This window comes from Rhodospirillum sp. A1_3_36 (genome assembly GCF_047263945.1).
Classification (GTDB): domain Bacteria; phylum Pseudomonadota; class Alphaproteobacteria; order Rhodospirillales; family Rhodospirillaceae; genus Rhodospirillum.
Genome location: NZ_JBLAVB010000001.1, coordinates 527,209 through 552,739 on the forward strand (window position 1 = coordinate 527,209; position 25,531 = coordinate 552,739).

The 25,531-nt window shown below is 59.0% G+C and carries 21 protein-coding genes and 1 tRNA gene; 3 read left to right on the forward strand and 19 right to left on the reverse strand.

Annotated elements, in window-relative coordinates; genetic code table 11:
- Positions 1-10: 10 nt before the first annotated feature.
- The 6 genes from metG to ACLIRY_RS02280 form a co-directional block, all read right to left on the reverse strand.
- Entirely contained in the window at positions 11-1,561 is a 1,551-nt protein-coding gene (metG, locus tag ACLIRY_RS02255) for a methionine--tRNA ligase (protein WP_413203710.1), read from the reverse strand.
- Between the two features lie 83 nt (positions 1,562-1,644).
- Positions 1,645-2,766 (reverse strand): DNA polymerase III subunit delta', encoded by a 1,122-nt coding sequence (locus ACLIRY_RS02260; protein WP_413203711.1) that lies wholly within the window; start codon positions 2,764-2,766, stop codon positions 1,645-1,647.
- On the reverse strand, positions 2,763-3,410 hold the full coding sequence (gene tmk, locus ACLIRY_RS02265; RefSeq protein ID WP_413203712.1) for a dTMP kinase: 648 nt from the start codon (positions 3,408-3,410) through the stop codon (positions 2,763-2,765). The genes ACLIRY_RS02260 and tmk overlap by 4 nt, the downstream gene beginning before the upstream one ends.
- A 10-nt stretch (positions 3,411-3,420) precedes the next feature.
- Positions 3,421-4,671 carry a D-alanyl-D-alanine carboxypeptidase family protein gene (locus ACLIRY_RS02270; protein WP_413203713.1) on the reverse strand — a complete coding sequence of 417 codons (1,251 nt, stop codon included), beginning with the start codon at positions 4,669-4,671 and terminating at the stop codon, positions 3,421-3,423.
- A 232-nt stretch (positions 4,672-4,903) separates the two neighbouring features.
- Entirely contained in the window at positions 4,904-5,869 is a 966-nt protein-coding gene (locus tag ACLIRY_RS02275) for a septal ring lytic transglycosylase RlpA family protein (protein WP_413203714.1), read from the reverse strand.
- A 66-nt stretch (positions 5,870-5,935) separates the two neighbouring features.
- Positions 5,936-7,222, reverse strand: a complete 1,287-nt coding sequence (locus ACLIRY_RS02280; RefSeq protein ID WP_413203715.1) for a lytic murein transglycosylase — start codon at positions 7,220-7,222, stop codon at positions 5,936-5,938.
- Between the two features lie 231 nt (positions 7,223-7,453).
- On the opposite strand from ACLIRY_RS02280, the gene ACLIRY_RS02285 reads away from it, so the two are divergent.
- Positions 7,454-7,541, forward strand: a tRNA-Ser gene (locus ACLIRY_RS02285).
- Positions 7,542-8,087: 546 nt separating this feature from the next.
- On the opposite strand, the gene nhaA is transcribed toward ACLIRY_RS02285, so the two are convergent.
- Together nhaA and ACLIRY_RS02295 are read right to left on the reverse strand one after the other, a co-directional pair.
- Positions 8,088-9,275, reverse strand: coding sequence for a Na+/H+ antiporter NhaA (gene nhaA, locus ACLIRY_RS02290; RefSeq protein ID WP_413203716.1), 1,188 nt, complete (start codon positions 9,273-9,275; stop codon positions 8,088-8,090).
- Between the two features lie 759 nt (positions 9,276-10,034).
- Complete coding sequence (locus ACLIRY_RS02295) at positions 10,035-10,700, reverse strand: pyridoxamine 5'-phosphate oxidase family protein (protein ID WP_413203717.1); 666 nt, start codon at positions 10,698-10,700, stop codon at positions 10,035-10,037.
- A 118-nt stretch (positions 10,701-10,818) separates the two neighbouring features.
- Between ACLIRY_RS02295 and ACLIRY_RS02300 the strand changes: the two genes are divergently transcribed.
- Positions 10,819-12,375, forward strand: coding sequence for a PLP-dependent aminotransferase family protein (locus ACLIRY_RS02300; protein ID WP_413203718.1), 1,557 nt, complete (start codon positions 10,819-10,821; stop codon positions 12,373-12,375).
- On the opposite strand, the gene ACLIRY_RS02305 is transcribed toward ACLIRY_RS02300, so the two are convergent.
- Both ACLIRY_RS02305 and ACLIRY_RS02310 read right to left on the reverse strand, forming a co-directional pair.
- Entirely contained in the window at positions 12,326-13,918 is a 1,593-nt protein-coding gene (locus ACLIRY_RS02305; protein WP_413203719.1) for a glycosyltransferase family 39 protein, read from the reverse strand. The genes ACLIRY_RS02300 and ACLIRY_RS02305 overlap by 50 nt on opposite strands.
- Positions 13,915-14,208, reverse strand: coding sequence for a lipid-A-disaccharide synthase N-terminal domain-containing protein (locus tag ACLIRY_RS02310; RefSeq protein ID WP_413203720.1), 294 nt, complete (start codon positions 14,206-14,208; stop codon positions 13,915-13,917). The genes ACLIRY_RS02305 and ACLIRY_RS02310 overlap by 4 nt, the downstream gene beginning before the upstream one ends.
- A gap of 165 nt (positions 14,209-14,373) precedes the next feature.
- Here ACLIRY_RS02310 and ACLIRY_RS02315 point away from each other — a divergent pair, with 165 nt between their 5' ends.
- Positions 14,374-15,027, forward strand: a complete 654-nt coding sequence (locus ACLIRY_RS02315) for a DsbA family oxidoreductase (RefSeq protein WP_413203721.1) — start codon at positions 14,374-14,376, stop codon at positions 15,025-15,027.
- 212 nt (positions 15,028-15,239) lie between these two features.
- On the opposite strand, the gene ACLIRY_RS02320 is transcribed toward ACLIRY_RS02315, so the two are convergent.
- From ACLIRY_RS02320 to ACLIRY_RS02360, 9 genes are all read right to left on the reverse strand, one after another.
- A complete protein-coding gene (locus ACLIRY_RS02320) occupies positions 15,240-16,055 on the reverse strand; it encodes an inositol monophosphatase family protein (protein ID WP_413203722.1) in 816 nt (271 codons plus the stop codon).
- A 57-nt stretch (positions 16,056-16,112) separates the two neighbouring features.
- A complete protein-coding gene (locus tag ACLIRY_RS02325; RefSeq protein WP_413203723.1) occupies positions 16,113-16,313 on the reverse strand; it encodes a hypothetical protein in 201 nt (66 codons plus the stop codon).
- A 582-nt stretch (positions 16,314-16,895) separates the two neighbouring features.
- On the reverse strand, positions 16,896-18,203 hold the full coding sequence (gene hflX, locus ACLIRY_RS02330; protein WP_413203724.1) for a GTPase HflX: 1,308 nt from the start codon (positions 18,201-18,203) through the stop codon (positions 16,896-16,898).
- A gap of 6 nt (positions 18,204-18,209) precedes the next feature.
- Positions 18,210-18,461: an RNA chaperone Hfq gene (gene hfq, locus ACLIRY_RS02335; protein WP_413203725.1), complete on the reverse strand. Its 252-nt coding sequence runs from the start codon at positions 18,459-18,461 to the stop codon at positions 18,210-18,212.
- A 269-nt stretch (positions 18,462-18,730) separates the two neighbouring features.
- Positions 18,731-19,396 carry an HAD family hydrolase gene (locus ACLIRY_RS02340; RefSeq protein WP_413203726.1) on the reverse strand — a complete coding sequence of 222 codons (666 nt, stop codon included), beginning with the start codon at positions 19,394-19,396 and terminating at the stop codon, positions 18,731-18,733.
- Positions 19,386-20,261 carry a D-amino-acid transaminase gene (locus tag ACLIRY_RS02345; RefSeq protein WP_413203727.1) on the reverse strand — a complete coding sequence of 292 codons (876 nt, stop codon included), beginning with the start codon at positions 20,259-20,261 and terminating at the stop codon, positions 19,386-19,388. Before ACLIRY_RS02345 ends, ACLIRY_RS02340 begins: the two co-directional genes overlap by 11 nt.
- Positions 20,262-20,396: 135 nt before the next feature.
- The gene (trkA, locus tag ACLIRY_RS02350; RefSeq protein ID WP_413203728.1) at positions 20,397-21,773 is read right to left on the reverse strand and encodes a Trk system potassium transporter TrkA; all 1,377 of its coding nucleotides are present in this window, start codon (positions 21,771-21,773) and stop codon (positions 20,397-20,399) included.
- 72 nt (positions 21,774-21,845) lie between these two features.
- Positions 21,846-23,234 carry a sigma-54-dependent transcriptional regulator gene (locus ACLIRY_RS02355; protein ID WP_413203729.1) on the reverse strand — a complete coding sequence of 463 codons (1,389 nt, stop codon included), beginning with the start codon at positions 23,232-23,234 and terminating at the stop codon, positions 21,846-21,848.
- A gap of 13 nt (positions 23,235-23,247) precedes the next feature.
- Positions 23,248-25,527, reverse strand: coding sequence for an ATP-binding protein (locus tag ACLIRY_RS02360; protein ID WP_413203730.1), 2,280 nt, complete (start codon positions 25,525-25,527; stop codon positions 23,248-23,250).
- Between the last annotated feature and the right edge of the window lie 4 nt (positions 25,528-25,531).

Sequence of the window (25,531 nt, forward strand, 5' to 3'; positions counted from 1 at the left end):
CGAAGGGGGCTTACTCCCCCTCTTCCGCAATATACCGGGGGAAGACCCCGCTGGGCTTGGGCAGGGGCAGTCCGGGTTGCAGCATGATCTCCGGAGCCAGGGCGGCGAAGGATCGGGCGTCCTCTCCCTGCCCCACCTGCTCCAGCATCCGCCCTGCTGCATCGGGGGTGACCGGCTGCATCAACAGGGCGACGCGTCGGATGACCTCGGCCAGGACATAGAGCACCGTGGCCATGCGGTCGGGATCGGTCTTGCGCAAGGCCCAGGGGGCCTGATGATCCACATAGGCATTGGCGGCACGGATCACGATCCAAATGCCCTCCAGTCCCTCGTGAAAGGCCTGACGGTCCATGGTAGAGCGCAGGCTGTCCAGGAGGCCCTTGGCGGCGTCCAGAAGAGCCGTGTCTTCCTCCGTGAACGGCCCCGGAGTGGGGGCAACGCCACCGCAATTCTTGGTGATCATGGATAGGACCCGTTGGGACAGGTTGCCCAGGTCGTTGGCCAGTTCGCCATTCATGCGATTGATCATGGCCCGCTGGCTGAAATCGCCGTCATTACCAAAAGGGACTTCCCGCAGCAGGAAATAGCGCACCTGATCCAGGCCAAAAGTCTCAATCAGGTCCACCGGATCAATGACATTCCCCAGGGACTTGGAGATCTTCTGGCCTTCGTTGGTCCACCACCCGTGGGCGAAAACCCGTTTGGGGGGCTCCAGACCCGCAGCCATCAGGAAAGCCGGCCAATAGACCGTGTGGAAGCGGAGAATATCCTTGCCCACCATATGCAGATCGGCGGGCCAATAGGTGGTGTAATCGCCGTCCTGGTTCGGGAAGCCCAAGGCAGTGATATAATTGGTCAGCGCGTCCAGCCAAACATACATCACATGGGCGTTGTCGCCGGGCACGGGCACGCCCCAGGAGAAGGAGGCCCTGCTGATGGACAGGTCCTTCAGACCGCCCTTCACAAAGCTGATCACCTCGTTCCGGCGACTTTCCGGAGCAATGAACCCCCGATTGTCCTCGTAGTATTGCAACAGGGGCGCGGCCCATTTGGACAGGCGGAAGAAATAGCTGGGCTCTTCCATCCATTCCACCGGCGCGCCCGAAGGGGCGGTCAGGGTCCCATCGGGGCCGCGTGTCAGCTCGTCTTCGCCGTAGAAGGCTTCATCCCGAACGGCATACCAGCCTCGGTAAGCGTCCAAATAGATCTCGCCCCGCTCCACCAGCCGGTCCCACAGGGCCTGACAAGCCATCTTGTGGCGATCTTCGGTGGTGCGGATGAAATCGTCGTTGGAGACGTTCAACACCCTGGCCAGATCCCTGAAATTAGCCGAAACCCCGTCGGTGAAGGTCTGGGGATCGATCCCCTTGGCCTGGGCGGACTTCTCCACCTTCTGGCCATGTTCGTCGGTGCCAGTCAGGAAGCGCACGTCGTACCCGTCCAGACGCTTGAACCGCGCCAATACATCGCAAGCCAGGGTCGTGTAGGCATGGCCGATATGGGGCTTGTCGTTCACGTAGTAGATGGGCGTGGTGATGTAGAAGGGCTTGGGCCCGGACATGACGCGAAACTCCCCATGATGGGATAAGAATGAAATGGTGTATGGCACCGAAACGGGGGTCAGGGCGGGTGACAAGCCGCAGGCTAGGTCCGCCCCAGGGTCTGTTCCACGGCCAAAAACGCCGATAGGACCGTTTGTTTCCGGTCCAGATGCACGGCGCGCGCCCGCTCAAACAGGGAGCCGACCTTTTCCCACACCTCGATCCACCGATCAAGGGGAGCCGCGCCCAGAAGTCGCGCAGCCACCTCCGCCTCCCCGGTGATGACCTGGGCCGGAGGCTGTCCCAGGGCGCCAGAGCGGGTCATCCGGGCCAACCACCAGGGAAACAGATCGGCGAGGGCCGAAAAAGCCTGATCATCCCGGGCCACCTTGTCGCCCAGGGTATGCAGACGGGTCACGTCCAGACGCGGTAAGGCACCCAGCATGGAAATCACCTCTCGGCACAGGTCCAAGCCTCCCTGCCCGGCCAGATCAATGGCCCGGCCGATACTGCCTTCCGCCAAAGCCACCAAGCTCTGCCTGTCTTCCGCTGCCAAATCCGGGAGGTGGCGGGTAATCAGGGTCGCCAAGACATCGTCCTCCAATGCCCGCAACTGCAATCGTCGGCAGCGTGATCGGATGGTGGGGAGAAGGCGGGCGGGATTGTGACTGACCAGGAACAACATGGCCCGACCTGGGGGCTCTTCCAAGACCTTCAAAAGGGCATTGGCGGCATTGCGGTTCATGGTTTCCGCCTCATCAACGATCACCACCCGCCAGCCCCCTTCCGAGGGGGTCATTCCCATGAAATGGGCGAGGTCTCGCACGTCTCCGACAACGATTTCCGTCTTCCGCCGCCCGGTCTTCTCATCGGCGATGGCCCGCTCAATCACCCGGAGGTCGCCATGGGACGCAGCGGCGACCCGGCGGAAGACAGGATGTTCCGGATCCATGCCCAATCCTGCGTCCGGCGCGAGCTGGATCGGTGGCGCCTCGGCACCGAACAATCCGCCCCCCCCGTTTTCCCCCTCCTCCGGAGAACCCAACCGGCCAGCCAAGATATGGCGGGCGAACCGATAAGCCAGAGTCGCCTTTCCGACACCCCGGGGACCGGAGATCAGCCAAGCGTGGCCAATCCGACCAGAGGCTTGTGTTTCAAGGATTTCCCGCTCGACGTCCCCATGGCCCAGAAGCTCGGGATTGGTCCGGGGCGACAGCTCCATCATGGTTGAAGAGCCAACAGGTCCGGGAAGCGGTCTATCAAGACTCCTTCGATGCGCTTTCGCAGCGAGTCCGCATCTCCTCGGGCATCCAAAACCACACACCGATTTGGGTTATCCTGGGCGATGGCGAGAAAGCCCTCGCGCAGGCGTTCATGGAAGGCCAGTCCCATGCGCTCGTAGCGGTCCTCTGCGCCGCCCCGGGACGCAGCCCGCGCCAGTCCTGCGGCCACGGGGAGGTCAAGGATCAGAGTCAAATCGGGTTGGAAACCATCGCAGACGAAATGATGTAGCCCTTTTATGTCCCGTAGATCCAGCCCATGGCCATATCCCTGATAGGCCAAAGTGGAATCCGCGAAACGATCGGAAAGGACCCAGGCCCCTCGCTCAAGTGCGGGAAAAACGGTGCGCATCAGGTGATCCCGGCGGGCCGCCGCATGAAGCAAGGCCTCGGCTCGTGGGTCCCAGCGATCTTCTGCACCTTCCACCAAGAGTCCACGAATGGCTTCTGCCCCCGTGGATCCGCCGGGTTCCCGGGTTTGAACCACCTCAGTGGGATGGGAGGCCAGGGTCTCTGCAAGGAAGCGGAGCTGCGTGCTTTTGCCCGCGCCCTCGCCCCCTTCCAAGGTAATGAATCGCCCCCGCGCCACGCTTTGGCGCCTATTTGGAGGGCTCTGGGGCCGCTTGGGACGCCTTGTTCAGATCCTCGGGAAGGGCCTCCTGGGCCATTCCGAAAATGGCGTTCTTGATCGAGGCCATAACCCGCCCAAGCAGAGACAATTCTTCGACCTTCTTTCCAGCCACCAAAGGATATTCCAGACGCTGCATATCTGGCCCCTCGATCACCAGGGTGGCCAAGGGATCCCCTGCGTTGATCGGAGCGGCCAAAGGACCGTCATAGACAACCCTGACCACCATGTCCCTGCGGGCAGCCCTTGGCAGAGACACCACCAAATCCTTGGCGGAAACCAAGGGAACGGTATCATCTTCACCCAGCCAAACTTCCGCATTGCTGATGGGCTCCCCCGCCTTGAGCAGGTTCACATCTTCGAAATTGCGGAAGGCCCAGGCCATCAGACGTTCGGCTTCTTCCGAGCGTTCCTTGGTGCTTTTCAAGCCATTGATAACCATAACCACCCGCCGATCGCCTTCCTTAGCGGAGGCCGTCAGGCCATAGCCTGCCACGCTGGTATGTCCGGTTTTCAAACCATCGGCGCCCATGTTCTTGTAGAGCAATGGATTGCGGTTGTGCTGAGTGATTCCATTATAGGTAAATTCAGTTTCCCCATAGAACCGATAGTATTCAGGGAAATCGCGAATGATGTGTTCAGCCAGAATCGCCAAGTCATGCGCAGTCATATAGTGCTGAGGGTCGGGCAGACCCGTAGCATTCATGAAATGACTCCCCGTCAGCCCCAGTTCCTGGGCTCGTCGGTTCATCGCATCGGCGAAACTGGCCTCGTCTCCGGCCAAGTTCTCAGCCACCACAATACAGGCGTCATTGCCCGATTGAATGATAATCCCACGCAGCAGATCCTCTACCCGCACGGTAGAGCCGGGCTCCAAAAACATCGTCGAGCCCCCGCTTGCCGCACCGCCCTTACGCCAAGCGTTCTCGCTCACAGTAAAGGTGTCGTCCAGGGAAAGGGAGCCTTGTTTAAGACGATCAAAGACCATGTAAGCAGTCATCAACTTGCTCATGGACGATGGTGTCATCGACACATCCGCAGCTTTGTCAAACAGAACCGTATTTGTTCCTAAATTGATCAGCAGCGCATGGTCCGCCTTTGTTTCAAAGGCCTTTGCGACATCTGTCATCAGTGGCAATGCCACAACGAGGCCCAACCCCGCTCCCAGGGCAAGACCAGTGGCGCCCCATCCACAGGGCGCGAAGGAACGGAGGGCGGTCATCGCGGGGCGGGTTCGCTTGGTCAAAACCAAAAGCTCCATATCCAGAAACGGGGGACTGTTACGTTCGTAAGCCGTATTTGAACGGATCCAATTCATGCACCTATCCGGGCACTCTGTTTTGTTTCGTCGAGACCCTTCCATACCCGGGTCACAACCGGATTTTTGCCACATCCATCGTTTGGGAGTGTGCCCACTCGAAATCCGATCCCTTGGTCTCACTTGGGGTCGAGGGTCAATCCTCGTCGACGATCCGGGCTTCTGGATAGCCCGAAGCGAGGGTTGCCCGCAAGGCCTTCTCCGCTTCGAACCGATCATGGAACGGCCCCAAACGGACCCGATGAAGCACATGATCTCCCATGGTCACCGGCACAACCACCGTTGTCCCCAACCGGGACAAGCGGGACTTTAGGCGATCAGCGTTAATGGGATCCGAAAAGGCCCCGACCTGAATATATTGGCTGGGAACCATGGCGGAATTTTGGGCGCTATAATAACTCCGAGGCGGCGCTGCAGGAATCAGGAGCCCTCCCTGCCCACCGGAGGAGATCGTCCGGACCGCCCCGGTCCGGGGTGAGGACGGTGGACCGAGAGCAACCGTTTCGACCTTTGAGACAGGCGGCGCGGCGACCGGAGCGGGAGCCTCAGCCACCACTACTCCGCCCTGGGCTTGAATCTTAGCCTGGCGGCTTTCCTCGGGAAGGATGTCCACCCGGACCTTGGTTCGTCCCTGTTTCTCGAATCCCAGGGCCCGCGCTGAAGCGCGTGACAAGTCGATGATCCGATCGTTGGCAAAGGGGCCTCGATCGTTGATCTTGACCTTTATCCGCCGCCCATTTTGCAAGTTCGTCACCTGGACGAAACTTGGCATGGGCAGGGTCGGATGGGCTCCGGTCAACTTATTCATGTCGAAGATTTCGCCGTTTGCCGTGCGCTTTCCATGAAATTTTGGCCCGTACCAAGAGGCCTCGCCCACTTCCGAATAGAAATAGTTCTCCTTGGGCTGGTACCAGCGTCCGCCAACCTGATAGGGTTTCCCGATTTTGTAGGTACCCCTATCCTGATCATTGCCCAACCGGCCCAGTTGTTTGGCCGAATGAACTACCATCGCTGTTTCAGAGCAGGCGCTAAGACTCAAGGCCACGCCTACCACGGTCAGATAGCCCAAAATGGTTTTCAATGGGCGGTGAACTCTGGTCATGACATGGGTCCTTTGCTTCGTTCCATCCATTCCGAGGACCGCCGCAGGGACCCCGGAATGGACTCCCTATCCATCAAACTGCGTACGAAGGTCGCGGATGAGTTCAGGGTCTGCATGCCCGTCTGCAGGGTACCCTTTGGAGGCTTGGAACCGCCGAATAGCGGCTCGCGTCTGACTTCCGACCAAACCGTCGGCTGTGCCAGCGTCATACCCAAGCCGGTTCAGCGAGTTTTGAATTTCCATCACTTCCGAGACTCGAAGGGGCCGGTCTCCAGCGGGGGGTGGGGTTACCAAACCCGGCGCTCCCATAATACGATCGGCCAGATATCCTACGGCGAGGGCATAAAGCAAGGACCGATTCCAGTCGAGGATCGTGAAGTAGTTGTCCCTGACCAGGAAGACCGGCCCCTCATGCCCTGCGGGTAGGATGACCGATGCCATGGCTCCCGGCGTATTGGGCAGAATCCGCCCATCGGCCAGACGCACTCCCAGGGCAGACCATTCAGACAGAGATCGCTTGGCGTCGATGCCCGTCATGGTCAGATCCATGCCCCAGGGCAGCTTAACCTCATATCCCCAGGGCTCCCCTGCTTTCCAACCCAGGTCTGCCAAATATTTGGCTCCAGACGCCAGGGCATCTGCCGTGCTGTTCCAGGGGTCGATCCGCCCATCGCCATCGAAATCCACCGCATGGGCCAGAAAGGTGGAGGGCATGAATTGGGTTTGCCCCATGGCCCCGGCCCAAGAGCCCACCATGCGGTCTACGGATATATTGCCCGCGTCAATGATGCGCAGGGCCTCGATCAGTTCCTTGCGGAAAAACGCCCCTCGCCTCCCCTCGTAAGCCAGAGTTGCCAGGGTGTCGATAATCCGGAAATTTCCGAGATTGCTTCCGAAATTGCTTTCCAGTCCCCAGAAGGCCACCAAAATAGCCGGGGGTATGCCGTAGGCATGCTCGATACGACTCAACAGGGCTGCATTGGCCGCAAACATTTCCCGCGCTTTGGCGACACGAGATTCGGGCACGGCAATATCAAAATAGGCGCCGAGGGTTTTGTTGAACTCGGGCTGTTTGCCATCCAGAACGATGGCGCGGTCTTCAATCTGAGCACCAGAGAGGGCGCTTTCCACGGTCCCCGACGAGATGCCTGCGGCCAGGGCCTCTGCCTTAAGATCGGAAAGGAAGGATTGCCATGATTGAGTGGGCCCAGGACGAGTCGCAACCCGGGAGACCCCCGGTTTGGCGGGAGGGGCATTATTGGGCACTCCAGCGTTGGCTCCCCCATTGGAGGCACAGCCTTGAGTGAGCAAAGTACCCGCCAGAGCCAGAGCAAACAGATGAACGCGTGTCATGTGACCCCTTCCGGAACCGAACCATCAGGGTATGTGGTGCCACAATTGGGGGGGAATGTCCAATTATCGTGGCTTCTGGACCTCGAAGACACTCTAAAATCTATATAAATAGGGTGAAACTGGGTCAGCTTGACTCAAGCTGATCCCGTTTCACTCTCGACAGAGGCGATGATTGAAAGCGATGTGGAACCGTTGACAGGCGACTTATAGGATCGTATCAAACGGCCTTCTGGAAGGGTGGCAGAGTGGTCGATTGCACCGGTCTTGAAAACCGGCGTGCGGCAACGCACCGTGGGTTCGAATCCCACCCCTTCCGCCATTTTACATATCTCACGGCAGTGCCCTTCGGGCACGCCTCCGATGGGGCGGGCTTCGCCCGGCGACCGGTCGGCCGCTTACTTCGGGTTTGGACTTCGTCCGGCTCCCTCCGCCATTTTACATATCTCACGGCAGTGCCCGTCGGACGCGCCTCCGATGGGGCGGGCTTCGCCCGGCGGCCGGTCGGCCGCTTGCTCCGGGTTTGGACGTCCTCCTACCCCTTCCGACAGCTCTCCTTTTCGGGGTAAGAACCAGTCTAACATTCTTCTGAATACAACAGACACTTTCGGGTTGAAAATACCCTTTTTGTGACGATATGAGAGTTGGTCGGAGAAGGTCAATTTCCGCACTGTGTGACGCTGTGCGATGGTACCCTTTTTTCCAATATTGACACCGGTTTGCGAGAGTGGCGTGGTTTCAATCCGCGCCTCTTGGTATTCCGCCCCATTCCGTGCGTTTCAGATGCCCCGCAGAGAAGTCTCTTAAGGATACGATTGTGGGCTCCCGACGAGGTTTCGGGGGCGGTTGCCCCCGAAACCATGAGCATTTATGCCACCGCTGCTGCGGGGCCCTTCCACCAGCGGAGAATTAGGAACCCAATGGTGGCCGAAAGAACCGAGCCTCCAAGCACGCCAATCCTCACCCCAGCCTCGATGGCCGGATCGGCGGGGAATGCCAGAGTGCCGATGAACAGGCTCATGGTGAAGCCAATGCCCGCCAAGAAAGACAATCCGGCCACCTGCCCCCAGGAGGTTCCCTCCGGCAGGCGACAGACCCCTGTGAACACCGCAGCGCCAACCGAGAGCAGGATCCCCAAAGGCTTGCCGATGAGCAGACCGAACAGGATGCCCATGGGGATAGGGCCAGTCACCGCATCCGGCCCCAGACCCGACAGGGGAACGCCTGCGTTGGCAAAAGCAAAGATTGGCAAGACGCCGAAGGCCACCCAACGGTGTAAGGCGTGTTCCATATGCTCCAGCGGACTGTGACCCTTGGTATCCTTGGCCATGGGGATGGCCATGGCGATGATGACTCCCGCAAGCGTGGCATGAACACCGGACTTGAGGACTGCGATCCAGAGGATCAACCCAACCACCAAATAGGGTGCCGTTGAACGTACACCGCCGCGGTTGAGGGCAAACAGTGCGACAATAGCCACGGCAGCAATACCCAGGGCCGGAAGACTTAGGCCATCCGTATAGAAGAGGGCAATGATAATGATGGCCCCCAGGTCATCGAAGATGGCGACCGCTGTTAGGAACACCTTGAGCGCTAAGGGAATTCGAGATCCCAGTAGAGCGAGAACACCCAAGGCAAAGGCAATATCCGTCGCCGCAGGGATGGCCCATCCCCGGGCCGTGAGGGGATCTCCCCCGGCAATGGCTAAGTAGACCAGGGCTGGCGCTGCCATCCCCCCGACAGCGGCAATGGCTGGTAATAGCGCCTTTTCCCGCGAGGACAGCTCGCCGGCCAAGAACTCGCGCTTCACTTCCAGACCAACCAGGAAAAAGAAAATGGCCATCAAACCGTCGTTGATCCAAAGCAAAAGTGGCTTGGACAACACGAGGGTTTCCCCGAAACCAATGGTGAAGGGGGTCCAGAACACAAGATCGTAGGTGTCGACCAGAGGAGTATTGGCAACAATCAGGGCTAGGGCGGCCATGGCCATTAGGACGAGTCCGCCGGAGGCCTCCATCCGCAAAAAATCATCAATGACCTTCCCTATTTTGTCCATATCCACCTCCGGTTTATGTGAAAAACGTATCCGTTTTCCCCATATGGGGCGAAAACTGGCCCTTTCCAGAATAATCCTCGGAAATTTCACCGAACTCTTGCAAATTTTACATTACTTAATGAGATTCAAATGATTGCACGATATGTATAGATTGGAACTTTTGGGAATTTTGATATTTATAAAAATATGGTTGGGAGGATTTAATGGAATTAGCCTCCTTCATTTCATGATCAAGACATGTACAATCCCTCTTGTCTAAAAATTGTCCATTCCCTTTAGTCATGGGCTTTGACCCCGCGCCCCTGGGTATATGCACATGGGGTCAGAGGCATGAGCCCCCTTCGTGGCTCATTGTGGCCAAGAAGACACCTAAAATTTATAAGACGAGAGTGAAACTGGGCCAGCTTGACACAAGCTGATCCAGTTTCACTCTCTTATGATTGACCGATTCTGCCTGTTCCGTGGCACGGAATAGGTCGTTGGTTCGTTCTGCGACAGCCCATCGGCACAGTCCGTCGGAAAGGCGTCAATGCTTTTCAAACCCGCCCAGAATATGGCGTTTTCCGCTCCTACTCGTGTATGATGCCTCGCGTCACGGTCCTCCGGAGAGGCAAAATCGATGAGGGGCTGAAAAAACTGCTCCTCCCTTTCCGTCAGACCAGAGCATTTCCATCTGAGGGAGTGGGGAGAGCAAAATCCTATGGTCTCATCAGGTCAAGATCCCTTTGGGCGTGAGCATCTCCTCTCCCTTTGCGCCATTTACGACGGGGGGGCGAACTGGGCGAGGAACAGGGCCACAGAGGGGGGAACCTCCGCCTCAGCAACCGGTTCAGGCTGTCCCGCAACCAAGGTGACCGGAAGGACGCCGGACCATTGGGGGCCAGTCAGGTCTTCTTTGGCCTCTACCGGTCCGCCGGTCCGTGCCTTTAACGACGCCTCCGCCAAGGACAGGCGTAGAACACCCGTTGCATTGATTTCCGCATCCGTGGCCGGACGACACTCATCCCAACGCCCAGGAACGACCCGGTCGGTAATGGCGGCCAGAGCTTTGGCCTTTTCCTCGAAGTCACTCACCGTCTCCGCCTCGCCATGGACCATGACGCTGCAGAAGTTCATGGAATGGTGAAAGGCGCTTTTCGCCACGACCACACCATCGACACGGGTAACAGTCACGCAAATGGGCAGGGCTTTGGTCTTCCCCACAGACATCACCCGCGAAGCCAGAGCCCCATGGATATAAAGCCAATCCCCGATCCGGCCATAGCAGGTTGGGATGCAGAGGGGGCCATCGGGTCCTTGGAAGGCGAAGTGACAAAGGAATTGACTATCGAGAAAGGCCCGGATGGCTTCCGGGTCGTGGTCCCCGCGTTCGGGATGCCGACTTAGGGTCGTGCGAGGGCTGCTGGGAGGAGGTGTGGTGGTCATGAGATCCAATCTTTCTTGCTGGTCCATTGGGTGAGACAGGTTTTGCCGGGAAAAACTGGTCGCGGAAAGATCCAGTTTTTGAGCATTATGAGAGTCCAATTCAAACGGATCTCTGCCCATGACCCTGCCCCCCCTGTCCCAAGATCTTCCGTTGGCCCGATCGGTGGCCGACACCCTGAGGGAGCGGATTTTGCGTGGCGTCCTACCGCCCGGAGCGCGCCTGCCCTCCTCCAGACGCCTCGCCGGAGACCTGGGCGTTTCCCGCACCACGATCTTGACGGCCTATGAGAGCCTGAAGGCGGAGGGCTATCTGACCTCGCGAACCGGATCTGGGCATTTCGTGGCCGAGGATTTGCCCCTGCCTCCGGCCGTCCCGAGACAAGTCGCTCCGCCCGCCAAGTCGGATCGAGCCGATTGGGCCGCTCACCGCCTGTCCCAATGGGGGATGCGGGCCGTGGAGCACTCGTCACAAAGGGTTTTGGCGGGACAGGCCGGAATGCGGCCCCGAATACGGTACGACTTCCTCTTCGGCCTGTCTCTCACGGATAGTTTCCCCCATGCCGCCTGGAAGCGGGCGGTGAAGGCGGTCCTGGATGACCGGCGGCGCTGGCCGGACCTGCTGCGTTACCAGCAACCGCAGGGTTCCCCTGCGCTGCGAAGCGCCGTGGCCCAATGGCTGCGGGACCACCGGGGTATCGCCCCCGAGGGGCGGGAGGTGCTGATCACCAATGGGTCTCAACAGGGCATCGAATTGTCCCTGCGTCTGCTGGTTGACCCCGGGGAGCGGGTTGCCATGGAAGATCCGGGATATGGCGGCTTTCGAGAGGTCCTGAACGCCTTGGGGGCTGAGGCGGTTCCACTGCCCGTTGACGATCAGGGTCCGCGGATTGATCTCTTGCCCGATCTGGAGCCTCCCGTTCGAGGGGTCTGTGTGACACCCTCCCACCAATTCCCGACCGGCGTTGTCCTGTCCCTGAATCGGCGCATGGACTTGCTGCGATGGGCCAGGGAGACCAACGCCTGGATCCTGGAGGACGACTATGACAGCGAATTCCGCTATGGGGACCGCCCCCTGCCCGCCCTGGCCGGCGCCGATCTGGAGGGGCGGGTGATCTATCTCGCCGGTTTCTCCAAGGCCCTCTTCCCTGCCCTTCGGTTGGGGTTCGTCTCGGCGCCCCGATCCCTTTTCCCCGCCTTCGTCCGGGCACGGGAGGTGGTGGATCGCCACGGGCCGGGATTGGAGCAGGAGGCCCTCGCGCGATGGATGGCCGATGGGGCCTTTGGTCGCCATCTGCGCCGGATCCGCACCCTTCAAGCGGCCCGGCGAGAAGCCCTGGTTATAGCCCTGAAGGACCACTTCGGCGCCCGGATCCGAATCACGGGGGCCGAGGCCGGGATCCATCTGGTGGCCTGGTTCCCGGAACACGACCAGTCCTCCATGGCCCTCTGGTCGAAGCGGGCCGAGGCGCAGGGGGTCCGAGCCTTGCCCATTGGTCGCCATTTCGCGACCGTCAACCCGCCCGCAGGCTTCATCCTGGGGTATGCGGGCATCGATCGGGAGGATATTGCCGAAGGCATCCGCCTGCTCTCCTCGATCGAGCCTCCTCTCCCCCCCCTGCCCTCAGTCAAGGTGCGGGAACCAGAGCCAGAGACAGGCTCCGCATCTGGTCGGTGAAGGGACCTCGGACCGGGCCAGAGATTTCCTGGAAGGTCTCGGGCCAGGATCGCCCTTGGGCGGCCACCCAGGCCTTCACGGCCTCCGTCGCTTCACTCGGGGCACGGGGATCCAGGACCACCGCCCAGAGTCCTGTTCCCGCCCCTTCTGTGCCTGGAGCAGGATCCAGATTGGGCACCACCAGGGTACTTCCGGGGAAGCGACTGAGCAGATTGGCGCCCCCATCCAGATCATTGGCCACCAAGGTGCCCTGGGAGAACCCGCTTTCCCGCAGGGCTTCGCTCCAAGCGGCCACCGGCAGGTCGGTCAGGCACCGCCCACAGGTCATGGGCCGGATCAAAGCCATCCCCCCGAGCAATCCCAGTCCCATGACCAGGGCCCCCCCCCCAAGTGCGACCCCGATCCGAGAAAGGGTCTTGCCCTCAGGCGCCATAACGGAGACACGCAGCCCCAGCCACAGGGGGACCACCAAGACTGCAGGCATCATATAGTGGTCGCGCAACTCAGACCCCCCCAAGGCCAGGGTGACCAGCGTGGCCAGGGTCAGGGAGGCGACCAGATAAACCACAAGAAAACGGCGCCAGGGGAGAGTGGGATCCTCCCCCTCTGCCCCTGGGCTGGAGCCTCGGACGAAGCGGAGGGCAAAAACGCCAGGAGCGGCCAAAGCCACCAGTATCAGCGGTGTGATCACTCCGGCGATGGGGTCGACCCAGGCAGTCCTCAGGATATCAGGCAGACGGTCTGTCCAGGCCAGCGGCTTGGCTTTCAGGATACCTGCCATCTCTCCGGCGATTCCGTGATCGGCCAGAAGCATCCATACCCCATGGGGCAGGACAAGAAGAACCGCCAGCCCCAAGGCCCAAAGGCTCCGCCGATCCCAAAGCCGTTTGCGCAGCTGTGGATGGACCAGAACCGCAGCCAGCAGGGCCAGGGCGAAGAGCGCAAAGCTGTATTTGGAGAGCGCCCCCAGCCCCAAGGCGCTTCCCACCAGCAGATAGGTGCCCGGTCCCGCCTCTGGCCGGGCCAACCGCGTCAACGTCCATAGACAAAAGGCCAGGGCCGCCAATAACATCAGGGAATGAGTCAAGTTCAAGAAGATCTGAAGGCCGAAGAGGACCGTGGTCAGGGCTCCAAGAACCGTTACCGTAGCGGCCAGGGACCGTCCCCCGGACATGGACCGGGCCGAGAGGCCGAGAAATAGCAGCATGGCGCCGATGGTCACCACGCGATTCAGGCCGAACAGCGCGGGCGAGGCGCCAAACATCTCCATCAAGGCAAGGGCGATCCAGTTGTGGAGAGGCGGCTGCTGAATATCATATCCCAAGGCCCAGCCCTGCCCCCAATAAACCGATTCCAGCTCATCCCGGGGCAGGCCAGTAAAGACGAAGCCATGGAGGGCCGCATGGGCCGCCAACAGAGTAAAGACACCTGCCACCAAAACCCACGGATTGGCGACGAGCATCCCCCAGGGCCGTGCAAACCGGTCTACCTGAGCCACAGCGGCCTTTACCCTGGGGCGTTTCAAGACTGACAAAATGTTCATTGGGCCGCTTTCTCCCGACGAATCAGCACCAGATTACGCACATAGATGGCCAGTCCCAGACCCTGGCCGAAGATGAAAACGGGGTCCTCCTGATGGATGGCATAGGCCAAAAGAGTAGCGCCCCCGATGATGCTGAAATACCAGAAAGCCACGGGCATCACCGATTTGCGCGCCTTCTCCGAGGTCAACCATTGGACAATAAACCGCATGGAGAAGAAAAATTGCCCCAGAAAGCCGATGGCCGTCCAGACGCTTAGGGTGAAGGCAATCAAGCCAAGATCGATGAGCATCGGTGGGATGTCCGAAGAAGTGGTAGGAGGAGGAAGGCGCGCACTATACGCGGGGACCCTCCCCTATTCCATGCCCCTTCTCCGCGCGGCACCGTTGACCTTGACGAAGGGGAGCGTTACATCCTGATGGCTGGATTTGGCGGAACAAGAATAGGGAACCTGACCATGGATATGGACGTCATATTCGATACCGCCTGCCCCTGGTGTTTTATCGGCAAGCGACGCCTCTCCTTGGCTCTGGCGGAGCGTCCGGCCATCCAACCCCGGTTCCGCTGGCGCCCCTTTCTCCTTAATCCGGACATGCCCAAGGCCGGAATGGATCGACGCCAATACCTGGAGCGCAAGTTTGGCGGCCCGCGCCGAGCCCAAAGGATGCTCGAAGCCGCAGAAAGCGCCGGGCGCCTGGTGGGGATTCCTTTCCACTTCAACCGCATTGAACGGACGCCGAACACGGTCGATTCCCACCGTCTGGTGCGCTTGGGCACCACTCAGGACCAGCGGTCCCGCATCCTCGACAGCTTGTTTGAAGCCTATTTCGTCGAAGGCCGGGACATTGGAGATCGGGATGTCCTCGTCCAAATCGCCACAATACATGGTTTGGACGCGACCCAAACACGGGAGGCCCTGGATGGTGCCCAAGATCTGGCTGATGTTTCGTTGGAGAACAATCGGGTCCACGCCATCGGCATGAGCGGTGTCCCCGGCTTCATCTTCAATGGTCGCTTCGCCATTGCCGGAGCCCAAGAGTCGGCGATCTTCCTGCGCATGCTCGACCTCGCCCTGGAATCCCAAGTGGCCCAACCCGTCACGAACACCTAACTTCCCGCAAAGGGGACTCCCTACTAGTAGACCATTTCCCGCCCATCTAGTAGATGAAAAATGGACACTAAACCTTTGTTTACGCATCGCCTTTCCAAACTCTGGCTAGAGTGCTTCGAAGCACTCTAAAATTATATAACGAAAGTGAAACGGGATCAGCTTGGCTCAAGCTGATCCCGTTTCACTCTGAAGCCTTCGTTTGGGTCGATGCCTTAATTGGGAACGATCCCTCCAGCGCGGGCAATGAACGCAACGGCGTTCCACTCATCCTCGTTCGCTGCCATCACCGGTACGCCCAGGTTCTGTGTCGGGGCATAAGTCTCATCGGACAGCAGACGGGCAACGCCCCCCGCTTCCCGGTGGATGAGGATGCCGGCCGCATGATCCCACGGCTTCAACCGGGTAAAAATTGCGAAGTCCCCCTCCCCCCGACTCAAGGAGAGGTAGACATGGGCCGCAGACCCGACGCGTTCGACACGGCGCGTGCGTTGGCGAAATAAGTTCACCAGGGCTTTGCCACCCAAATAGCAGTCCATCTCCGCCAAGGATTTGGTCGACCGGGGCGTCAGCGAGACCGGTTGTCCCGCGCGCTCGACCCCGCCCCCCTTGACGGCGACCGTTGTCTCCCGCTCCAAACAGTGGTCGATCCAGCCCATTACCGTTTCGCCCCCCAGGGATAGGGCGACAATACACCCAAACAAGGGGTTTCCGCGGCTGTAATTCGCCGTTCCATCGACCGGATCGATGATCCAGACGGGACCGTCGCCCTTGAGGCGATCGAGAATGCTGGGATCGTCATGGACCGCCTCCTCTCCCACCACTTGGGAGCCGGGCAAGAGGTCCCGCAACCGGGCGGTCAGGGCAATTTCGGCTTGGATATCCGCTTCCGTCACCAAATCCATTGGACTGGTTTTGCTGCGAATGTCTCCTTCGGACAGGTTTTGGTACCGGGGAAGGACCTCGGTATCCACCACCTCGCGAATGATGTCCGTTACGGCTTTTGGGTCGATCTTCATGGATCGCATCATCAGGATGAAAGGGTCATTCCGCAAGGGGAAAGCGGCCGGTAGGTGCAGGAAAAGCGCTCAGGGCGCGTAGATGTCCCGATCTTTCATATAGGCATCTCGATAAATATCGAGCAAACGCTTGGCTTCCGGGTTGATCGTCGCATGCTGCCCCAGGGCCATTACCACAAAGGTGGAAAAAGTCACGGCTTCGCCTTTTCCGCGCAACCCATTGGCTGCGGCGACCTCCTCAAGGGTGTCATGGACGAACTTTCGGGCCATGACATTCAACTGCCGCTTGACTAGATGATTCTTCTGGCGCCAGCGATTCTGGCTGTTTGGCGTGGCCATTGGCTTCCAAGCCCCCCGACGACCCCGTTCCCCCCCTTGCGGGAAGGTCTGATTCGTGGTCTACTAGCGTTAACTCTAGTAGAAAGCTTAGCCTTAACCGGTTAACAAACCCTCTACTAGTAGTAAGTGGGGCTTAAGCAAGAACCCCGCTCCTGATCTTTGAGCGGCCTTCGGATAATCAACCTATAGTAAGTCCCATTCCTAGAAATTTGAAAACTTGTGTCGAAAAAACTTGACGTGACTTTCTAACGGAAAGTGTAAATTTAGTATTTTGCAGGCAGAAGGACTTTCTCTTAAAAGGTGCATTTCTTATATTTTGTGATCTTTGGGAGATTTAACCCACAAAAACAGTCGATGGTTTTCGTTTTCTATTTTTTTGAATGCTCCCATTGGCGAATGCCATATCGTGCTATTACGTGATCCGTAACACCATATATGTGCCTTTTTTGGACTTCAGAGGCAAAGCGTAGACAAAAAAAAGAGCGCCTTTCGGCGCTCTTTTAACTGTTTTTCTCAGGTATCCAGGAACTTTGGATCGACCCGTCCGGCATCCGCAGGATCCAACCTGACGGTGATTCGCACAACTTCCTCCCCATCTTCTCTGGATAGGACTTCCCCTTTTCGATAGAGCCAAGCGATCATGGCACCGTCACTGATCGGGACTGTCACATCGATCATCACCCGGCTCTCAGCCAAGCGCGCATCGATCCGTTCCAATAAAAGCCGGGTTCCTTGCCCTGTCACCGCAGACAGTGGAACCAAGTCCGAACGGGCCTGGGTTTCCTCTGCAAGGCGGCTCTGGGCCTCAGGATCGAGAAGGTCGGTCTTATTGAGGGCCTCGATCAGACCCCGCTCCACCGCGTCATCCAGATCCATGTCCTTCAGGACAGCTTCCACGTCGGCTTTTTGCGCCTCCGTATCCTCCATGGCGATATCCCGCACATGGACCACGACATCCGCAGCCTTGACCTCTTCCAGGGTTGCCCGGAAGGCAGCCACCAATTCGTGGGGCAAGTCCGACACAAAGCCCACAGTATCGGATAGGATCACCTTCCGCCCAGACGGTAGGCTCAGGGCCCGCATGGTTGGATCCAATGTGGCGAAAAGCATATCCTTGGCCAGCACCCCACCTGTCGTCAGGGCATTGAACAGGGTGGATTTTCCCGCATTGGTATAACCGACCAGCGCAACGATGGGATAGGGAACACGAGCACGCGCCTCTCGGTGCAAGCCACGGGTTCGGCGCACCTCCTCCAGATCTTTCCGCAAGCGGGTGATTTTATCAGTGATCAGACGGCGGTCGATTTCTATCTGGGTTTCGCCCGGACCGCCCATGAATCCCACACCACCCCGTTGCCGTTCCAAGTGAGTCCAGCTGCGAACCAATCGGGAGCGCTGATAAGAGAGGTGCGCGAGTTCGACCTGCATCCGCCCTTCTGCGGTGCGGGCCCGTTCGCCGAAGATTTCCAGGATCAGACCGGTGCGGTCGATGACCTTGCACGTCCAGGCCCTTTCCAGGTTGCGTTGCTGGATGGGGGACAATTGGGTGTCCACCACGACAAGCGTGATGTCCTCGGCCTCGACCAGAGTGGCCATCCGTTCGACAGCACCGCCACCGATATAGGTCGCCGGGACGATCTTAGCCAACGGAACAGTTTCAGTGAGGACGATATCCAGCTCGATGGCCTGGGCGAGGCCAATAGCCTCCTCCAGCCGGACTTCCGGGGTCCGGGAGCCGGATGTCGCCTTGCGGAGAAACGGATGAAGGACCGCGGCCCGATCAGCAGGCGGCGGTCCCTCGTACTCGAAACCGGATGACACGGTTTGTTAGGCCTCGGCCTCTTCTTTCGACGGATCGAACAATTGGACTGGCGAAGCAGGCATGATAGTGGATATCGCGTGCTTGTAGACCAACTGGGTATGACCGTCACGCCGCAGAAGCAGCGAGAAATTATCGAACCAGGTTACGATGCCCTGCAGCTTCACTCCATTAACGAGGAAGATGGTAACCGGAGCCTTGTTCTTGCGAATGTAGTTCAGGAAAACGTCCTGTACATTTTGATTCTTTTCGGCCGGCATAGAATGCCCCTTTTCTATCGTTTTTGTCCCGAAGGGAATTGGGCGGTCCTTTTCGGTCCGCCAAGCCTTTGCGGCTGCCCCACACTCTCGCCGTCTTTCATCCATGCCACCCTTGGGAAAGACTGCCCTCGGGAAAGATCCAAAGGATTCCGCAGCGCGGCATGGACCGGCAGATTTCTTCGTATCACCGATTGGCCTATTTGAAAACCAAGATCATTTGGTTGGTACGACCATCGGCATTTCTTCCATCATAGCTCTCGACAGAATGGCTATCCTTTTGGCAACAGGCCAATGAAGTCCAAACACCCCGACAGATGGTGGGTTAGAGGACATTCGATGAATTCTCCCGGAGCGGGGGGGGCAGGACGCAAGAGAATGGCCGTACACCCCGACGCCTTGGCACACATCAGATCCACCTGGGTGTCGCCAACGAACCAAACCTCCGGCCCCGGCGCCATGCGGGCCGGCTCCAGGGCCATAAGGACGGGATCGGGAGCCGGTTTGTCCCTCATGGCGTCTCCCGCCCCCACCAAGGCGCCGAACAGACCAGTCCACCCCAGGGCGTCTGCCTCTTCGCGTAAAAAATCCCCTGTTTTATTGGACACCACTCCCAAGTAGATCCCCCGCTCTGCAAGGGTTTCCAGCATGATCTGCGCCCCGTCCAGTGGCACCAGCATGTCCAGGTGGCTTTCCCGGAAAGCGGTGTAGAAAACATCGCGAGCCACCTCCCACCGGTCTCCAAAGAGACCGGGGAAAGCGTCGCGCATGGACAATCCAACTCGGGCACGCGTCTCCTCGAAGGTCCAGGCCGGATGGTCCATGGCCTTTAGGGCCGCGTTCATCGCCTTGTGGATACAGGGCCAGCTATCGATCAGGGTATTGTCCCAATCGAAAAGGACCGCCTTGGGACGAGGCATCGTCGTGCTAACGACCATACCAAACGGGACCTTCCAGGGTGTCAAGGAAGTCCAGGTATTTGCTCCTGAGATCGGTGGTCACTCCGCCGGGATGACCATTTCCGATGACCGTCTCGTCAAGCTGGACAATGGGCATGCAGAAATTGGTCGTAGAGCTTAAAAACAGTTCCCGTGCCTCCTTCGCTTCTTCCAGGGTGAAGGACCGTTCTTCCACGGGTATGCCCGCCTCCTTGGCGATCTGAATCAGCCTTTGGCGGGTGATGCCCCCCAAGATGTCATTGCTGAGCGGCCGTGTCACAAGCGTACCCTCCTTGGACACCATCCAGGCGTTGGAGGAGGAACATTCCGTCACTATGCCATCTGGTGTATACAAAAAGGTCTCGCTTGCTCCCTGTTCATGGGCCCGCTGTTTGGCAATGGCATTTGGCAGCAGGGACACGGTCTTGATATCCCGTCGTCCCCAACGGATATCCGGCTGGCTGATCACTTTAATGCCCCGTTCGGCTGCAGCGCCGCCGGTATTCGGGTTGTTTCGGGCGGTCATCACCAGGGCTGGCGGGGTGTTGGCTGGGAAAAGGTGATTGCGCGGCGCAACACCGCGGGTCACCTGAGTATACAGAATGCCATCGCGCACCATGTTCCGGCGCACGGTTTCCCGGGCCACAACAGTCAGGGCTTTAACCGACATGGGCATGGCGATTTCCAGTTCCCGCAGTGACCGCTCCAGACGCACCCAATGGCCCTCCAGGTCCACAGGCCGACCTTTCCAGATGGCTGTAACCTCGTAGATCCCGTCGGAGAATTGGTACCCCCGATCCTCGATGTGAATGGCGGCCTCGGCGTGCCGGACATACCGACCGTTGACATAGGCGACGCGGGACATGGCACCTCGCTCCTTACAGAAAAAGAATGGCTTGAACAGTGGACGACTGAGATCACGGTGAGAGCATCGAGTGAGCCGGAAAGCCCGGTTGTCCGCTCCGCGTTCCCTTCGGCCCCCACTTTTCCGCTCAATGCGCTAAAAGAACTCGAGACGGACAGAGAACATTTTCTCCACTTTCTTGATGGCCGAAGCCGAGGCAAAGAGGATCACCCGATCACCGCCCTGGATGACCGTATTGCCCCGGGGGCTGATCACGTCGTCACCGCGAACCACCGCGCCCAACAGCACGCCGGCCGGCAGGTTCACATCCTTCAGGGGACGCCCGACCAAGGGCGAGGTTTCCAAGGCATCAGCCTCGATCAACTCGCCAAATCCCTCGTGCAAGGAATGGACGCTATGAATACGCCCCCGGCGCACATGCTGGAGGATCTTGGAAACGGTGATCGTCCGGGGATTCACCACCACATCCACCCCAAGGGTGCTGACCAGGGTATTGTAGGTCCCCTTATTGATCAGGGTAATGGCCCGCTGACTGCCGTAGCGCTTGGACAGAAGCGACGCCAGAATATTGGTCTCGTCGTCATTGGTCACGGCGATGACCGTCTCGGTCTGCCCCACCCCTGCCTCGTCGAGGATTTCCGGATCCAGGACATCTCCGTGGAGCACCATGGTTCGCCCCAGGGTCTTAGCCACATATTGGGCCCGCTCCCGGTTCATCTCGATCACCTTGGCGTTGACCTGGGGGAAATCATTATCCAGAGTCTGCGCCAGGAACAGGCCAATATTTCCGCCCCCCAGGATAACCACCCGACGGGCCGCCGTCTCCTCATGCCCGAAGGCCGCAAGGGCGCGTTGTGTCTGGTCGGAGGCAACAACAAAATAGACCTCATCCCCAGGCAGCATCTGATCTTCAGCACTGGGCACCATCGCCTTGTCCTGGCGGACGATGCCGACGACAACGATTTGCAGATCCGGGAACAATTGGGTGAGCTGACGCAGGGGGGTGTTGACCACAGGCGTCTGATCCGAACACCGCACGCCCATCAGGCGAACCCGGTCCTCGGCCAGCGGAATCACATCCATGGCGCCAGGCACCTGAAGACGCCGGGTGACCGCGCGGGCCACTTCGATTTCCGGACTGATGATCACATCAATGGGCATGTTCTCGCGCGAGAACAGGTTGGCCCAATGGGGTTGAAGGTAATTCTGGTTCCGCACCCGGGCAATTTTTGTGGGCACATTGAACAAGGAATGGGCCACCTGACAGGACATCATATTGACTTCGTCCGCATGGGTGACCGCAATCAACATGTCGGCGTCCTCTGCCCCGGCCTGTTCCAAGACGTTGGGGTGTGACGCATAGCCAACGAAGGCCTGGACATCCAGGGTGTCAGAAATGGACCGAATCAGCTCCGGTCTCTGATCGACCACCGTGATATCGTTGTTTTCGGCTGCGAGATATCGGGCAATGGAAAAGCCCACCTGTCCAGCGCCACAAATAATGACCTTCATGTCTTCTCCTTCCCTAGCGCCCTCTGCCGTCTCAACGGGAGCCGCGCCAGGTTGTTTCGCTGGCTGGGCCGGTTAAACTTTCGTCCGCTCCACACCGCCTACACCCAGGCTTTTCAGCTTGCGGTGCAGGGCAGAGCGCTCCATACCGACAAATTCGGCGGTCTTGGAGACGTTGCCGCCGAACCGTGTCACCTGGGCGATCAGGTAATCCCGCTCGAACACCTCTCGCGCATCGCGCAGGGGCAAGGTCATAATTTCTCCGGATCGGTCCAAACGCAGGGAATCCGGAGTCACGGCACTCACTTCCGCAGGCAGCATGTCAGCGCGAATGGGATCGTTCACCTCCCCCGGCGCCATGATCAGCAACCAGTCGATCACATTGCGCAACTGCCGAACGTTACCCGGCCAGTCGTAGCTTTGCAGCGAGGCCAAGGCGTCCTCCCCCAGGATCCGTGGGGATACCCCAGCGCTTTGGGCTGCCCGTTCCATGAAATGGATGGCCAAGGGAATGATATCCTCCCGTCGCTCCCGCAAGGAGGGAAGGCGAATAGGCACAACGCTCAAGCGATAATAGAGATCTTCCCGGAAACGCCCCTCAGCGATTTCATGGGTCAAGTCCCGGTTGGTACTTGCCAAAACGCGCACATCGACCCGCACCCGTCGCGCCCCACCGAGGCGCTCAAAGCTTTGGTCCTGCAGCACACGGACGATCTTTCCCTGTGTTTCCAGGGGCATATCCGCCACTTCGTCAAGGAACAAGGTGCCGCCGTCAGCCTGTTCGAACAGGCCAATCCGCAGACCTGTATCGGCGGTGGGTTCGGATCCCAACAATTCACTTTCCATGCGGTCAGGATGCATGGCCGCACAATTGACAACAACAAAGGGGCGCTGGGAGCGGGGAGACTGAGCATGGAGCATGCGAGCGACCACCTCCTTGCCCGTACCCGGCGCGCCGGAGATCAAAACCCGCGACCCGGTGGGGGCCACCTTCTGAATCGCCTGCCCCACTTGTTGGATTATCGTAGAGCTGCCCACCAGATCCATTTCCGGCCCGGCGCGCATGCGTAACTCGGCATTTTCCCGCTTCAACTGAGCCGTTTCGATCGCCCGTTGAATGATCAACAGCAGACGGTCGGCCTTAAAGGGCTTCTCGATGAAATCATAGGCTCCCTGCTTAATGGCAGAAACCGCTGTTTCAATGGTGCCGTGGCCGCTGATCATCACCACCGGTAAGAGGGGATGGTCCCGCATCAACAATTCCAGGACCTGCAGACCGTCCAGCCGACTGCCTTGCATCCAGATGTCGAGAACAACCACCGCAGGGCGCTTTTCGTTGATGGCCCGTAGACAACTGTCTGCGTCTGTCGCTTCCCGGGTTTCATATCCCTCGTCCTCGAGAATACCCGACAACATCATACGGATGTCGTCTTCATCATCGACGATGAGAATATCGTGCGCCATGAATTGAATCGGCCTAACTAGTGACAACGGGGTGCGCGGTGGGCAACGCCTTCTGGGAAGAAGGAGACGGGAGAACGGGAAGGGTCAGGCTCACGCAAGCGCCCCCACCCTCGGCATTCGTAAGTACCAGATCCCCTTCATGATCTTCCAGGATTTTCTTAACGATGGCCAGCCCCAGACCGGTTCCTTTGCTTCTTGTCGTGACGTAGGGTTCGGTGAGCCGTTTGACCTCCATGTCGGGAAGCCCCCGGCCATTGTCAACAAGGGTGATGACCGCCAGCCCATCCTTCTCAAACAGGGCGACCCGAATCCGGCCTCTTTCAAGGGGAGGGTCATCGGGTCCTGGTTTGTCCCGTCCCTCGATGGCCTCTACTGCGTTTTTAAGCAGATTGGTCAAGGCCTGGGATATCTGCCTGGAATCACAGGGAACCTTGAGCGGGCTCTCGGGCAATTCGGTTTCGAACGTAATCCGCGCCCCATAGGCGTCCCGCTGCAGATAAACGGCCTGGGAGACAACTTCCCGCAGGTTGGTCGGCAAGATCTCCGGTGCAGGCATTCGGGCAAACGAGCTGAATTCATCCACCATCTGTCCGATATCCCCCACATGGCGGATAATCGTCTCCGTGCAGCGCAGGAAGGTCTCTGGATCGTCCGTGATCTGTTTGAGGTATTTGCGCTTCAGGCGTTCTGCGGAAAGCTGGATCGGGGTCAGGGGGTTCTTGATCTCATGGGCGATGCGCCGGGCCACATCCGCCCAGGCAGCCTTGCGCTGGGCATCCTGCAGGGCCGTTATGTCCTCGAAGGTGAAGACGAACCCGGTAATCTCGTCCTCCGCCCATTCTGCAGAGACGCGGACTAACAGGATGACCGTCTGCCTTTCAACTTTCAGCTCCAATTCACGGGTGACGGGCTTTTCCGGGCGGCTCCGGGCCAGATCCAGCAGGGGGCCAAACTCTGGCACGACCTCTGCGATGGATCGGCCGCGCCAAGCGTCCAAATCCCGATTCAAAAGACGCCGGGCTGAAGGATTGGGCAGATTCACCCGCCCTTCGGAATCCAGACCGATGACTCCCGAGGAAACCCCGGCCAACACAGCCTCTGTAAAGCGGCGGCGTTCGTCGAGTTCGTCATTGGCCTTAATCAGACTCCTTTGCTGGTCTTCCAGGCGACTGGTCATGCGGTTGAAGGCCCGGCCTAAATGCGCGACTTCGTCACTTGCCGCCAGCTCGGGGACGCGAACGGCCAAATTCCCTTCCCGAACCTTTTCCGAAGCGTCAATCAAATCCATGATTGGGCGGGCAAGGCGGGTGGCGATGGTCAACCCCACCCAAATGGCGGCCATCAACATCAGCAGGGAAACGACAATATAGGTTCCGAAGTAAAGGATTTGCAGCTTGGAGCCCTGTTCCTGGAACGTCCGGTATTCTGCAACGGCGGCGTTGGCCCGCTGAATATGTTCCCGAACCTTGGCGTCCACAAACCGACCAACGAACAAAAAGGTATCCGGCACCTGAAGCTGAACCAGGGCCCGTACCCGGTCATTGGCCTGCCCAGGCATGACCACCACTTCGCCCTCCTTGGCCTTTTCGATCAGGAAGGCGGGAATTTCCTCGAATTGGAGGGAAAAAGTATAGCCTGCACGACCAATCACCGTCCAATCCCCATTGAACACGACCACCTCAGACAGGTTGCGGAGCAGGGTTTGGGTCGACAGAAATTGATTCAGAGCCTGACTGTTGGGAATACGGCGCCATTCCCGGTTCAGGTCGTTGGCCATCAGGGCCGCGTCCCCGGAAATCGCACTCATATTGGCATCCAGATAAGCCTCGGCCACCTCCTGGGATTCATTGATTGCTGTGGAGACCTTCTCATCGAACCACCCCTGAAAACTGAGCTGGAAGGCCAGGGAGGAAAAGATTGCGAGCAGAATCGCAGGGGTGATGGCCACCGCGCTGAATAACACCGCCAGACGCACATGCAGCCTTGTGCCGGCGCCCTTGGAGCGCCGTTCCGACCACATGCGCACCATGGTCCGAGTAATCAGCACCCCCATGGCGAGCAGAATGACAAGATCGACGTTCAAGAGGATCCAGATGGCCCGGGAATTGGGTTCAGGGCTGGACAGAACGAAGAACGTCACTGCACCGGCGACCATCGCCGCAACGGAAAGAGCAACTGCAAGTTGCCGAGACAACCGAACCCGACGCGCCCAAAGACCGATCCGCAAGACGGACCGGCTAGACAGAGGGCCTCGATTGGACAGCCCCTTACGGAACCGCATGCGGGAGGTCATAAAC